The 13,674-nt window shown below is 70.5% G+C and carries 10 protein-coding genes; 6 read left to right on the top strand and 4 right to left on the bottom strand.

Annotated elements, in window-relative coordinates:
- Positions 1-182 precede the first annotated feature (182 nt).
- The 3 genes from O3W51_RS04400 to O3W51_RS04410 all read left to right on the top strand — a co-directional run bounded on the left by O3W51_RS04400 (position 183) and on the right by O3W51_RS04410 (position 4,598).
- On the top strand, positions 183-2,306 hold the full coding sequence (locus O3W51_RS04400; protein ID WP_269283896.1) for a DNA gyrase/topoisomerase IV subunit B: 2,124 nt from the start codon (positions 183-185) through the stop codon (positions 2,304-2,306).
- A gap of 196 nt (positions 2,307-2,502) precedes the next feature.
- A complete protein-coding gene (locus O3W51_RS04405) occupies positions 2,503-2,973 on the top strand; it encodes a DUF485 domain-containing protein (RefSeq protein WP_138357480.1) in 471 nt (156 codons plus the stop codon).
- Complete coding sequence (locus tag O3W51_RS04410) at positions 2,973-4,598, top strand: solute symporter family protein (RefSeq protein ID WP_138357481.1); 1,626 nt, start codon at positions 2,973-2,975, stop codon at positions 4,596-4,598. Before O3W51_RS04405 ends, O3W51_RS04410 begins: the two co-directional genes overlap by 1 nt.
- Before the next feature lie 29 nt (positions 4,599-4,627).
- On the opposite strand, the gene O3W51_RS04415 is transcribed toward O3W51_RS04410, so the two are convergent.
- Both O3W51_RS04415 and O3W51_RS04420 read right to left on the bottom strand, forming a co-directional pair.
- Positions 4,628-5,320, bottom strand: coding sequence for a response regulator (locus O3W51_RS04415; protein ID WP_164293659.1), 693 nt, complete (start codon positions 5,318-5,320; stop codon positions 4,628-4,630).
- Positions 5,317-6,999 (bottom strand): sensor histidine kinase, encoded by a 1,683-nt coding sequence (locus O3W51_RS04420; RefSeq protein WP_269283903.1) that lies wholly within the window; start codon positions 6,997-6,999, stop codon positions 5,317-5,319. The genes O3W51_RS04415 and O3W51_RS04420 overlap by 4 nt, the downstream gene beginning before the upstream one ends.
- A 247-nt stretch (positions 7,000-7,246) precedes the next feature.
- Between O3W51_RS04420 and O3W51_RS04425 the strand changes: the two genes are divergently transcribed.
- From O3W51_RS04425 to O3W51_RS04435, 3 genes are all read left to right on the top strand, one after another.
- The gene (locus O3W51_RS04425) at positions 7,247-8,062 is read left to right on the top strand and encodes an ABC transporter ATP-binding protein (protein WP_138357484.1); all 816 of its coding nucleotides are present in this window, start codon (positions 7,247-7,249) and stop codon (positions 8,060-8,062) included.
- On the top strand, positions 8,052-8,936 hold the full coding sequence (locus O3W51_RS04430; protein WP_164293661.1) for an ABC transporter permease: 885 nt from the start codon (positions 8,052-8,054) through the stop codon (positions 8,934-8,936). The genes O3W51_RS04425 and O3W51_RS04430 overlap by 11 nt, the downstream gene beginning before the upstream one ends.
- 122 nt (positions 8,937-9,058) lie before the next feature.
- Complete coding sequence (locus O3W51_RS04435; RefSeq protein ID WP_269283910.1) at positions 9,059-10,087, top strand: ABC transporter substrate-binding protein; 1,029 nt, start codon at positions 9,059-9,061, stop codon at positions 10,085-10,087.
- 33 nt (positions 10,088-10,120) lie between these two features.
- Here the strand turns inward: O3W51_RS04435 and O3W51_RS04440 are convergent, their stop codons facing one another.
- Together O3W51_RS04440 and O3W51_RS04445 are read right to left on the bottom strand one after the other, a co-directional pair.
- Positions 10,121-11,032, bottom strand: coding sequence for a sucrase ferredoxin (locus O3W51_RS04440; RefSeq protein WP_138357487.1), 912 nt, complete (start codon positions 11,030-11,032; stop codon positions 10,121-10,123).
- An 84-nt stretch (positions 11,033-11,116) separates the two neighbouring features.
- Complete coding sequence (locus O3W51_RS04445; protein WP_138357488.1) at positions 11,117-13,567, bottom strand: DNA gyrase/topoisomerase IV subunit A; 2,451 nt, start codon at positions 13,565-13,567, stop codon at positions 11,117-11,119.
- Between the last annotated feature and the right edge of the window lie 107 nt (positions 13,568-13,674).

Here is a 13,674-nt window from a genome sequence, read left to right on the forward strand (position 1 = left end):
GCCTAAATGGTTCATGCCTCAATGGGAACGTGACATGGGTATCACTCAAATGAGGTATCGAACGTACGATCGATACGGGGCTACTCTGGGGCCCGGATACCGGGTCGCGGCACAACCGGCGTACCAGGTCTCGGTACCCTCTCACCGACACAGCCGAAGAACTTTATCGAGGAGCTGCCCGCGTGACCGCCGAAACATCCGTGCCGTCCTCCGCGCTGCTGACGGGCGCAGATCGCGACGGTTCCAACTACACCGCGCGGCATCTTCTTGTCCTCGAGGGGCTGGAGGCGGTCCGCAAGCGCCCCGGCATGTACATCGGGTCGACCGACAGCCGTGGCCTCATGCACTGCGTGTGGGAGATCATCGACAACTCCGTCGACGAGGCCCTCGGCGGTCACTGCGACCGCATCGAGGTCTTCCTGCACAGCGACTCCTCGGTCGAGGTCCGTGACAACGGCCGCGGCATCCCGGTCGACGTGGAGCCCAAGACCGGGCTGTCGGGCGTCGAGGTCGTGATGACCAAGCTGCACGCCGGCGGCAAGTTCGGCGGTGGCTCCTACGCGGCCTCCGGCGGCCTGCACGGTGTCGGCGCCTCGGTCGTCAACGCGCTGTCCGCCCGCCTCGACGTCGAGGTCGACCGGAGCGGTCACACGCACGCCATCAGCTTCCGGCGCGGTGTCCCCGGCTCCTTCTCCGGAGCGGGTCCCGACTCCTCCTTCGACGCGGCGAGTGGCCTGAACAAGTCGAAGAAGGTCCCCAGGGCCAGGACCGGCACCCGCGTCCGGTACTGGGCGGACCGCCAGATCTTCCTCAAGGACGCCAAGATCTCGCTGGAGAACCTCCACCAGCGCGCCCGCCAGACGGCCTTCCTGGTGCCGGGGCTGACCATCGTCGTCCGCGACGAGCGCGACCTGGAAGGTGACGGCAAGGCCGTCGAGGACGTCTTCCACTACGACGGCGGCATCAGCGAGTTCTGCGAGTACCTCTCCCAGGACAAGCCGATCTGCGACGTCCTGCGGCTGACCGGCAGCGGCAGCTTCAAGGAGACCGTCCCGGTCCTGGACGACCGCGGCCACATGACGGCGACCGAGGTCACCCGTGAGCTGGGCGTCGACATCGCGATGCGCTGGGGCACGGGGTACGACACCGTGTCGCGGTCGTTCGTGAACATCATCGCCACCCCCAAGGGCGGCACGCACGTCACGGGCTTCGAGCGGGCCATCACCAAGACCGTCAACGAGGTGCTGCGCTCCGCGAAGCTGCTGCGCGTCGCCGAGGACGACGTCGTCAAGGACGACGCCATGGAGGGTCTGACGGCGGTCGTCACCGTACGGCTGGCCGAGCCGCAGTTCGAGGGCCAGACCAAGGAGGTGCTCGGCACCTCGGCCGCCAACCGGATCGTGGCCAACGTCGTGGCCAAGGAGCTCAAGGAGTTCCTGACCTCCGCCAAGCGCGACACGAAGCTCCAGGCGCGGGCGGTGCTGGAGAAGATCGTCGCCGCCGCGCGCACCCGCATCGCGGCCCGCCAGCACAAGGACGCGCAGCGCCGGAAGACGGCGCTGGAGACCTCCTCGCTGCCGGCGAAGCTGGCGGACTGCCGCAGCGACGACGTGGACCGCACCGAGCTGTTCATCGTCGAGGGCGACTCGGCACTCGGCACGGCCAAGGTGGCCCGGAACTCGGAGTTCCAGGCGCTGCTGCCGATCCGCGGCAAGATTCTGAATGTCCAGAAGTCGTCGGTGTCGGACATGCTGAAGAACGCCGAGTGCGGCGCGATCATCCAGGTGATAGGAGCCGGGTCGGGCCGGACCTTCGACATCGACCAGGCGCGCTACGGCAAGGTGATCTTCCTCGCGGACGCCGACGTCGACGGCGCGCACATCCGGTGCCTGCTGCTCACGCTGTTCCAGCGCTACATGCGTCCGATGGTCGAGCAGGGCAGGGTCTTCTCCGCCGTGCCGCCGCTGCACCGCGTCGAGCTCGTCCAGCCCAAGAAGGGGCAGGACAAGTACATCTACACCTACTCGGACAGCGAGCTGCGGCAGACGCTGCTCGACCTGCAGCGCCGGAACGTCCGCTACAAGGACGGCATCCAGCGCTACAAGGGGCTGGGTGAGATGGACGCCAACCAGCTCGCGGAGACCACGATGGACCCGCGCCACCGCACCCTGCGCCGGATCAACATCAGCGACCTCGAGGCCGCGGAGCAGGCGTTCGACCTGCTCATGGGCAACGAGGTCGCACCGCGCAAGGAGTTCATCACCAACTCGGCGGCGACGCTCGACCGGTCCCGCATCGACGCCTAGCCGCACCCGCAGGCCGACCGGTGCTCCCCCACCCCCCCGGGTGGGGGAGCACCGCTGCTTTCACAGGTCGTCGGATATGCCTACCGGCACGGCATCACCTGATGGGGTGAACGTTTCAGCTTGATGGCACCGGATCTTCCCACTCTGTCCATGCTTGGGCGCACGGCCAATTGGCTTGTGAAGCGAGGAGAGTTCGGTGGACAAGCACGACGGGGGCGACCCGGGCGCGCTGCGGGTGGACGACCCCTGGTACGACGCCCTGGCCGCCGGTCTCTGGGTTCCGGACCCGACGACGCCGGCACCGTCACCCGTGCCGGCGCCGTCTGCGGCGCCCGTCGCGGGGGCGGAGCAGGACCGGGCCGCGGTCTACCTGGAGGTGCAGCAGAGCGCCGCGTTCCAGGAAGTGCGCGGCCAGTACCGCCGGTTCGCCTTTCCGGCGGTCGCGGCCTTCCTCGCCTGGTATCTGCTCTACGTGGTGGCGGCCACGGTGGCGCCGGGTCTGATGAGCCGCCCGGTGGCCGGTGAGCTCAATGTGGCGATGGTCGCGGGACTGGCGCAGTTCGCCACGACGTTCCTGCTGACCTGGGCCTACTCGCGGCATGCGCGGCTGCGCAGGGACCGGGCGGCGCTCGACCTGCGCTGGGACACCCAGGAGCGGATGCGCTGATGGTCCGGTACCTGGCAGATCCGGCGAACGAGCACCAGGGGCTCGCTCTCGTCCTGTTCACGATCTTCGTGTCCGTCACCCTGGCCATCACCGCCTGGGCGGGCCGGCGACGCAGCTCGTCGGTCGAGTTCTTCGCCGGGGGCCGGCTCTTCTCCCCCATGGAGAACGGTTTCGCCATCGCGGGCGACTACATGTCGGCGGCGTCGTTCCTCGGCATCTCCGGTCTCATCGCGCTCTTCGGCTACGACGGCCTGCTGTACTCGGTCGGCTTCCTGGTCGCCTGGCTCGTCGTCCTCATGCTCGTCGCGGAACTTGTCCGCAACTGCGGCCGCTACACCCTCGCCGATGTGCTCTCCGCCCGGATGCGGCAGCGGCCCGTCCGGATCGCGGCCGGCACCTCCTCGGTCATCGTCTCGGTGCTCTACCTGGTCGCGCAGATGGTCGGCGCGAGCAGCCTGGTGGCGCTGCTGCTCGGCGGGCAGGGCGGCGCGTCCCGGACCTGGACGGTGATCGGGGTCGGCGGCCTGATGGTCGTCTACGTCTCGTTCGGCGGCATGCGCGCGACGACGTGGATCCAGATCGTCAAGACCGTGCTGCTGATGGGCGGCACCATCACGCTCGTCGTGCTGGTGCTGATCCGCTTCCACGGCGATCTGAACGGCCTGCTGCGTTCCGCGGCGGCCGGCAGCGGACACGGCAGCGCCTTCCTGGCGCCCGGCCTCAAGTACGGCGGGAGCTGGACCTCGAAGCTGGACTTCATCAGCCTCGGGATCGCCCTGGTGCTCGGCACGGCCGGGCTGCCGCACATCCTGTCGCGCTTCTACACGGTGCCCACCGCCCGTTCCGCCCGCCGGTCGGTGGTCTGGGCGATCGGGCTGATCGGCTCCTTCTACCTGATGACGATCGTCCTCGGCTTCGGCGCCGCGGCGGTCGTGGGCTCGGACGCCGTACGCACCTCCAACGCGGCCGGCAACACCGCCGTACCGCTGCTGGCCCAGGATCTGGGCGGGGGAGCCGGTTCCACAGGCGGAACGGTTCTGTTCGCCGTCGTCGGCGCGGTGGCCTTCGCGACGATCCTGGCGGTGGTCGCCGGGATCACCCTGGCCTCGTCCGCCTCGGTAGCGCATGACCTGTACGCCACGCTGCGCCGCAGCGGGAAGCACGCGGGCCCCGCGTCCGGGAACGACGAGGTGCGGGTGGCGCGCTTCGCCGCGGTCGGGATCGGCGCGGTGGCGATCGCGCTGAGCCTGTTCGCGCAGGGGCAGAACATCGCGTTCCTCGTGGGCCTCGCCTTCGCGGTGGCCGCCTCGGCGAACCTGCCCGCGCTGCTGTTCTCCCTGTTCTGGCCCCGTTTCACCACCCGGGGAACGGTCTGCGCGATCTACGGCGGGCTGATCCCCGCACTGCTCCTCGTCGTGCTGTCGCCCGTCGTCTCCGGACGGCCCGACGCCCTCTTCCCCGGTGTGGACTTCCATCTCTTCCCGCTGGAGAACCCGGGACTGGTCTCCATCCCGCTGGGCTTCCTGGCGGGCTGGCTGGGCACCGTGCTCTTCCCGGAACCCGGGGACGGGGCCAAGTTCGCGGAGACGGAGGTCCGTTCCCTCACCGGCGCCGGAGCGGTGTGACGCGGCGGCGGAACGGCCCGTGCACCGGGTCAGTCCGCCGCCGCCCAGGCGTAGCGGTGCTCGGGGCGGCCGGTGTCGCCGTACTTGAGGGTCAGGCCGATCCGCCCGGCCTGCTCCAGGTACTTCAGATAGCGCTGCGCCGTGGAGCGGCTCAACCCGGCCAGCTCGGCGACCTCATGGGCGGACAGCGGATGCCCGGCCTCGCGCAGCACCCGCCGTATCAGTTCCGCGGTCGGCGCCGAGTGGCCCTTGGGCAGTTCGGCCGAGGCCGCTCCCGCCGTCCGCAGCGCACCGAAGATCCGGTCGACCTGCTCCTGGCCGGCCTCGCCGCCCCCGCCGACCCCGTCCAGGGTGCGGCGCAGCGCCGCGTACCCGTCGAGCTTGGCCCGCAGCCCGGCGAACGTGAACGGCTTGACCAGGTACTGCAGCGCGCCGTACCGCATCGCGGCCTGGACGGTCGCGACATCGCGGGCGGCGGTCACCATGATCACGTCGGCGTGGTGGCCGAGCTGCCGCAGCCGGCGGATCAGCGTCAGGCCCGTCTCGTCCGGCAGATAGTGGTCGAGCAGGATCAGGTCGATCCGGGTGCGCTCCAGGGTCGCCAGCGCGTGGGCGGCGGTGTGGGCGCGGCCGGCCACCCGGAAGCCGGGGACCTTCGCCACGTAGGCCGCGTTGATCTCGGCGACGCGGAAGTCGTCGTCCACGACCAGTACCTCGATCATCGTGTCTCCCTTGCGCCGGTGAGCTCCGTGAGCGCGGCGAGCTGATCGCGTTCGGTGGGGTGGCCGGTCAGGCGGCCGCTGACGTCCTCCGCGACGAGAGCCTCCGGCAGCACCACGGTGAAGACCGCGCCGCCGCCCGCACGGGCGGTGACCCGGGCGATGCCGCCGTACCGCTCGGCGAGCCGCCTGACCAGCGCCAGGCCCAGCCCCCGGCCGCGGTGCGCGGGCCGCTCCTTCGTGGACCAGCCTTCGGTGAAGATGAGGTCGCGGGCCTCGGGCGGCACCCCGGGGCCGGTGTCGGAGACCCGCAGGACAGCGGTGGTGTCCTCCTCGGTCCGCAGCTCGACCTCCACGAAGGAGTCGGCGGTGCGGTGCGCGGACGCCGCGTCCAGGGCGTTGTCGATGAGGTTGCCCAGCACGGTCACCAGATCGCGTGGATCGACCACCCGGTCGGGCAGCCCGGTCGCGGCGGAGATCCGCAGGGCGACCCCGCGTTCGGCGGCGATGGCCGCCTTGCCGACCAGCAGGGCGGATAGCAGCGGGTCCCGCACCTGCTCGGCGATCTGCTCCGCGGACGACCGGTGGGTGTCGGCGACCTCCACGACGAATTCCACCGCCTCGTCGTGCAGGCCCAGTTCCAGCAGGCCCAGCAGGGTGTGCAGCCGGTTGGCGTGTTCGTGGTCCTGGGCGCGCAGCGCGTCCAGCAGCCCGTGGGTGCTGTCCAGCTCCCGGCCGAGCAGCTCCAGTTCCGTACGGTCGCGCAGGGTGGCGACCGCGCCGCCGTCACCGGTCGGCATCCGGTTGGTGACCAGCACCCGGCCGCCGCTCACCGTCAGCAGGTCGGTGCCCTCGACCCGGCCGGTCAGGACGTCCGTGGTGCGGCCCGGCGGCAGGACGTCGTCCAGGACGTGTCCGGTGGCGTCGGGGCCGAGCCCGAGCAGCCGCCCGGCCTCGTCGTTGACCAGCCGGATCCTGCCCTGCCGGTCGAGCGCCACGACGCCCTCCCGGATGCCGTGCAGCATCGCCTCGCGCTCGTCGAGCAGCGAGGAGATGTCGGCGAACGCGAGCCCGTGGGTGCGGCGCTGTAGCCTTCGGGAGCCGCCGATCGCGGCCAGCACACCCACCGCGAGCGCGGCGGCCGCGTACAGCAGCAGCCCAGGGACCGCGCCCAGCAGCCGGTCGCGGACGCTGTCGTAGGCGATGCCGACGGAGACCGCGCCGACGATCCGGCCGCTGCTGTCGCGCAGCGGCACCTTCCCCCGGGCGCTGCGGCCCAGGGTGCCGTTGTCGATCTGCATGACCTCCTGACCGGCCAGCGCCTCGCCGGGATCGGTGGAGACATGCTCACCGATCCGGTCCTCCGTCGTGTGCGACCAGCGCGTTCCGTTGAGGTCCATCACGACGACGTACTCGGCCCGGGTGGCGTGGCGGATGCGCTCGGCCTCGGCCTGGACCGGCCCGTCGGGGGTGGGCTCCGACGTGAGCAGCGAATCCGCGATCTGCGGTTCGGCCGCGGCGGTCTGCGCGATGGACAGGGCGCGACGCATCGCCTGGTCGTCGAGCTGGTGGCTCAGCGGCGCCAGGAAGAGCCCGGTGGCCAGCACGGTGACGCCCGTGGTGATCGCGACCTGGGTCAGCAGAACCTGTGCGGAGACGCGACGCGGCCACCGGATGCGCATGCGGTCTCCTTCTGCTGTGGTGATGTGCGGTGATAACGGATGATTCACAACGGTTCGCTGCCACGGCGTGCCGCCGTGTCCCGGCTGTGAACGCAACGTAAACGCCATAGAGGCGGATGCCCACCCTCCGTTTCGCTTTCGTTGTGCGGGAGCGAGCAAAACGAGCAGAACAGCGGTTGTGAGCAGAAGGCGCCCTGTGCTCACAAGGCTGCCGCCACGACCCGGGCCGCGCCTAGCGTCCCGCCCCATGAGCAGTCAAACGAGTCCCGCCATCGAGTTGCGGGGAGCGAGCAAGGCGTTCCGGACCCCGTCCGGGGCGCTGCACACCGCCGTACGTGATCTGGACCTGACCGTGGAGCGCGGCGAGTTCGTCGCGATCGTCGGACCGACCGGATGCGGCAAGTCCACGACGCTGACCCTGGTCAGCGGCCTGGAGGAGCCGACCGAGGGCGAGGTGCTGGTGGCCGGCGAGCCGGTCCGCGGCATCGGCGACAAGGTCGGGTTCGTCTTCCAGCAGGACGCCGTCTTCCCCTGGCGCACCGTGCTGTCCAACGTGATGGCCGGTCCGCGCTTCCGCGGCACACCCAAGGCCGAGGCGAAGGAACGGGCCCGCGAATGGCTGGCCCGGGTGGGCCTGACGTCCTTCGAGGACCGCTATCCGCACCAGCTGTCGGGCGGCCAGCGCAAGCGCGTCGCGCTCGCCGCGACCTTCGTCAACGATCCCGAGATCCTGCTGATGGACGAGCCCTTCTCGGCGCTCGATGTGCAGACCCGGGCGCTGATGTCGGACGAACTGCTGGACCTGTGGGCCGGCACCGGCTCCTCCGTCGTGTTCGTCACGCACGACCTGGAGGAGTCCATCGCCCTCGCCGACAAGGTCGTGGTCATGACGGCGGGACCCGCGACCGTCAAGGAGGTCTTCACGATCGACCTGCCACGGCCGCGCAAGGTCGAGGAGGTCCGGATGGAACCGCGGTTCCTGGAGATCTACCGGGAGATCTGGTCCTCGCTGGGCGAAGAGGTCCGCATCACCCGCGAGAGGGGAGCCGGCAATGCAGCCTGAAACCGCCGTCGCCGACACCGTCACCACCAAGGACCGGCCCGCCAAGGCGTCCACCGAGCGCACCCAGGCCAGGGCGCGGGCCGCCCGCAACCGCCGGGTCCTGGTCTACGGGACCCGTCTGCTGCTGCTCGTCGCCGTGATCGGCCTGTGGGAGTGGTTCGCCCGCGCCGGGATCATCGATCCGTTCAACTTCTCGATGCCGTCGAAGATCTGGGACCAGATCCGTGAGTGGGCGCTGCACGGCACCGCGCAGGGCTCCTTGTGGGAGCAGATCTGGTACACGCTCTACGAGGCGCTCTTCGGCTGGATCATCGGCGTCATCGCCGGTGTGCTGCTGGGCATCGCGCTCGGCCGGGTCCGCTTCCTGGCGGACGTCCTCGGCCCGTACATCAAGGTCCTCAACGCGCTGCCGCGCATCGTGCTGGCGCCGATCTTCCTCATCTGGTTCGGCCTCGGCCCGGCCTCGAAGGTCGCCTCCGCGGTCGTCCTGGTCTTCTTCCCGGTCTTCTTCAACGCCTTCCAGGGGGCGAGGGAGGTGGACCGCAACCTGGTCTCCAACGCCCGGATCCTCGGCGCGAGCAACCGCCGGGTGACGCTGCAGGTGGTCATCCCGTCCGCCACGTCATGGATCTTCACCAGCCTGCACGTCTCGTTCGGTTTCGCGCTGATCGGCGCCATCGTCGGCGAGTACATCGGCGCGACCAAGGGCCTCGGCCTGCTGGTCTCCGCCTCGCAGGGCACCTTCAACGCGGCCGGGGTGTACGCGGCCATGGTGATCCTCGCCGTGGTGGCACTGCTGGCCGAAGGGCTGCTGACGTTCGGCGAGAAACGGCTGTTCCGCTGGAAGCCGGCGGAGCCAGGCACCGAACGCTGACATCCGATCGACCGGGATCCGGACGCGGGGACCCCGCGGACGTGAGCCCGGTCCCGCGAGACCCGAACACCCGGATCCCCGTACCCCCTCCACTTTCTCCACCCCCTCACAAGGACGTGAACATGCGCAGCATGGCCAGAATCTCCGCGGCCGCGGTCGCCGGAGCGCTCGCCCTCACCACCCTCACCGCCTGCGGCGGCGACTCCTCGGCGGCGGGCGACAACGGCAAGGTCAAGATCATGGTGGGCGGCCTGGACAAGGTCATCTACCTGCCCGCGATGCTCACCCAGCAGCTCGGCTTCTTCAAGGCCGAGGGCCTCGACGTCCAGCTGCTCACCGAGCCGGCCGGCGTGCAGGCCACCACCTCGCTGGTCTCCGGCGATGTGCAGGGCGTCGTCGGGTTCTACGACCACACCCTCGACCTGCAGGTCAAGGGCAAGATCATCGAGTCCGTGGTTCAGCTGGCGCAGGCCCCCGGCGAGGTCGAGGTGGTCTCCACCAAGGCGGCCGGCGACATCTCCTCGGCCAAGGACTTCAAGGGCAAGAAGCTCGGCGTGACGGGCCTCGGCTCCTCCACCGACTTCCTCACCAAGTACCTCGCCGTCAAGAACGGCGTCGACGTCAGCGACTTCACACCCGTCGCCGTCGGCGCGGGCCAGACGTTCATCGCCGCCCTGCAGCAGGGCTCGATCCAGGGCGGTATGACGACCGACCCGACCGTCGCGCAGATCCTCGACAAGGGCATCGGCAAGGTGCTGTACGACATGCGCACTCCTGAGGGCTCGAAGGCGGCGCTCGGCGGCCTCTACCCGTCGTCCAGCCTCTACATGAGCACCGACTGGGTGAACAGCCACAAGGCGACGGTGCAGAAGATGGCCAACGCCTTCGTCAAGACGCTCGGCTGGATGTCCACGCACACCCCGGAGGAGATCGCCGCGAAGATGCCGGCCGACTACGCGCAGGGCGGCAAGGAGCTGTACGCCCAGGCGATCAAGGCCACGCTGCCGATGTTCACCAAGGACGGCGTCATGCCGGCCGACGGGCCGCAGACCGTCGAGAAGGTCCTCAAGGCCTTCAACCCGACTCTGCAGCACGCCACGGTGGACCTGGAGAAGACCTACACCTCGGAGTTCGTGAAGAAGGCCGGCTGATCCGCACCCCGTCCGGCCCCCGCGCCGCCGCTGTCAGCGGCCCCCGGCCACCGCCCTGATCCCCGTGACATCCATCCGGGCGGGCGAGCCGAGGGCCGCTCCGCAGCTCTCCGGGCGCGGCGGCAGCGCCGCGGACCCGGTGACGCCGACGTCCCAGGCCCGGCCGTCGGCGTGCGTCACCCGCACCGTCCAGGACGGCGCCGAGCCGTCCGTGCGCGTCACCACGAGCGCTCCCGCCCGGACCTCGCCGGTCAGGGAACGCACCGCGAGGTCGGCGGCCTGGCCCGGCCGGTCCCAGGCGGAGGCGCCCCGGCAGCCGTCGAGCGTGATCCGGTGGTCGCGGGCCGCCTTGAGCACTCCGTGCGCCAGGTCCGCGTCGACCCGCCCGTAGGCGTAGCCGGACGGCAGGACGAGCATGGTGGGGGCGAACCGGTGGCCGCCGATATGGGTGATCTCCCAGACGTCGCTGACGCCCTCGGCCGCCAGCCGCGCGGCGAGCGGGCGGCCGTACAGGGCGCAGCAGCGGTCACGTTTGCCGTTGGTGCAGACGAGCGCGACCGGCTCGTGGTGCGGCTCGCCGAATTCCTGATGCGCCCCGGCGCCCAGCGCCGGGAAATCCAGCTCCAGCAGGGCGGCGGGATCGTCGATCACGTCCTGCCGGACCCAGGACCGCCCGGGAACCACATGGGCGACGAGCACGTGGTGCCGGGACGGGACGTGGCAGTCCGCGTGGCGTCCCGGACGCCGGATCAGCGCGACCCTGACGCCGGTGCCGTCCGCGGCCTTCTCCAGGGCCCGGCCCACCACCGGATCCAGATGGCTCGCGGTGAAGGCCTTCGCGCCCCAGGGACCGGGCTGTTCGAGCAGGAGCCATGTTCTGGCGGTGGCGGCGGTGGCGGCGAGCGGTTCGGCCAGCTCCGCCGAAGCGTTCGTGCACGTACTCACACAGGGCAGCCTAACCGGAGCGCGACAGGGCGCGGCACCGACGGTGCCGCGCCCTGTTCGCTCGCTCCCGGGTGAACCCGGTGCCTAGACCGGTCCGGCCACCACCGTGATCGGCTTGGCCAGCGCCACCCCTGAACCGTCCCGGCGGGGGTCCTTCGGGGGAAGGTCGGCGGGCAGGCCCGTCGCCGTCGCGGCGCGGGCCGGGACCGCGCCCGCCCAGGCGAGCACCAGACCGTCCTCACCGCGCAGGAAGCGCTGGCAGCGCACCCCGCCGGTCGCCCGGCCCTTGCGCGGATACTGCTCGAACGGGGTGAGCTTGGCGGTGCCCTGGACCGAACCGTCGAGCGTTCCCTCGGCACGGGCCACGGTGAACACCACCGCGTCCACGGCCGGGTCGACGGCCGTGAAGGAGATCGCCTTCGCCCCGTCGGTCAGCTTGATGCCGGTCATGCCGCCCGCCGGGCGCCCCTGGGGGCGCACCTGCGAGGCCGGGTACCGCAGCAGCTGGGCGTCGTCGGTGATGAAGACCAGGTCCTCCTCGCCGGTGCGCAGCTCCACGGCGCCCACGACCCGGTCGCCGTCCTTGAGGCCGATGACCTCGAGATCGTCCTTGTTCGCGGGATAGTCCGGGACCACCCGCTTGACGATGCCCTGTTCGGTGCCGAGCGCGAGACCGGGGGAGGACTCGTCGAGCGTCGTCAGGCAGAGCACCCGCTCGCCGGTCTCCAGGGACAGGAACTCCGAGACGGGCGCGCCGCCCGCCAGGTTCGGCGCCCCCGCCGTGTCCGGCATCATCGGCAGGTCGATCACCGTGAGCCGCAGCAGCCGGCCGGCGGAGGTGACCGCGCCGACGTCGGCGCGCGCGGTGGTCGGCACCGCGGAGACGATCACATCGTGCTTGGCCCGCTTGCCCTCGCCGTCGTCGAACTCCTCGCCGTTGGCGGTCCGCGCCAGCAGCCCCGTCGAGGACAGCAGCACCCGGCACGGGTCGTCGGCGACCTCCAGCGGGACGGCCGAGACCGGCGCGCCCGCCGACTCCAGGAGGACGGTGCGGCGGTCGGTGCCGTACTGCTTGGCTACCGCCGCGAGCTCGTTGGAGACCAGCTTGCGCAGCTCGGCGTCCGAATCCAGGATCACCGTGAGCGCCTCGATCTCGGCGTTGAGCCGGTCGCGCTCGGACTCCAGCTCGATGCGGTCGAACCGCGTGAGCCGGCGCAGCGGGGTGTCCAGGATGTACTGGGTCTGGATCTCGGACAGCGAGAAGTGGGCGATCAGCCGTTCCTTGGCCTGCGCCGAATTGTCACTCGACCGGATGATCGAGATGACCTCGTCGATGTCGATGAGGGCGACGAGCAGGCCGTCGACCAGGTGCAGCCGGTCCCGGCGCTTGGTGCGGCGGAACTCGCTGCGCCGCCTGACCACCTCGAAGCGGTGGTCGACATAGACCTCCAGCAGCTCCTTGAGGCCCAGCGTGAGCGGCTGCCCGTCGACCAGCGCCACGTTGTTGATGCCGAAGGACTCCTCCATCGGCGTCAGCTTGTAGAGCTGCTCCAGCACGGCCTCGGGGTGGAAGCCGTTCTTGACCTCGATCACCAGGCGCAGGCCGTGCGACCGGTCGGTGAGGTCCTTCACATCGGCGATGCCCTGGAGCTTCTTCGCGCCGACCAGGTCCTTGATCTTCGCGATGACCTTCTCCGGGCCGACCGTGAACGGCAGCTCGGTGACGACCAGGCCCTTGCGGCGCGGCGAGGTGTCCTCGACGGCCACGGTGGCACGGATCTTGAACGTGCCACGGCCGGTCTCGTACGCGTCCCGCACCCCGGCCAGGCCGACGATCCGGCCGCCGGTGGGCAGGTCGGGACCCGGCACGAAGCGCATCAGGGTCTCGAGGTCCGCGCCCGGATGCTTGATCAGGTGCCGGGCGGCGGCGATGACCTCGCCGAGGTTGTGCGGCGGCATGTTCGTCGCCATGCCGACCGCGATCCCCGACGAGCCGTTGACCAGCAGGTTCGGGTAGGCGGCCGGGAGCGTGACCGGCTCCATCTCCTGACCGTCGTAGTTGGGCGAGAAGTCGACGGTGTCCTCGTCGATGGACTCCACCATCAGCGTGGCGGCCCCGGCCATCTTCGACTCGGTGTAACGCATCGCGGCGGGCGGGTCGTCGTTGCCCAGGGAGCCGAAGTTCCCGTGCCCGTCGACCAGCGGCAGCCGCATGGAGAACGGCTGCGCCATCCGCACCAGGGCGTCGTAGATGGAGGCGTCGCCGTGCGGATGCAGCTTGCCCATCACCTCGCCGACGACGCGGGCGCACTTCACGTAACCGCGGTCGGGGCGCAGCCCCATCTCGTTCATCTGGTAGACGATGCGCCGGTGCACGGGCTTGAGCCCGTCGCGGGCATCGGGCAGGGCGCGCGAGTAGATGACCGAGTAGGCGTACTCGAGGAAGGAGCCCTGCATCTCATCGACGACGTCGATGTCGAGGATGCGCTCCTCGAAGTCGTCGGGAGGAGGGGTCTTCGTGGTGCGGCGGGCCATCGCGGCTGCTGCTCCTTTTCCTGGACCTGAGCGGGACTGACGCGGACCATTGTGGACCGGCTCACTGACAGTGGTGACCACCGCCCGGCACAAGCGTGCCGTTAGCG

It is taken from the genome of Streptomyces sp. H39-C1 (genome assembly GCF_027158125.1).
GTDB lineage: Bacteria > Actinomycetota > Actinomycetes > Streptomycetales > Streptomycetaceae > Actinacidiphila > Actinacidiphila fildesensis.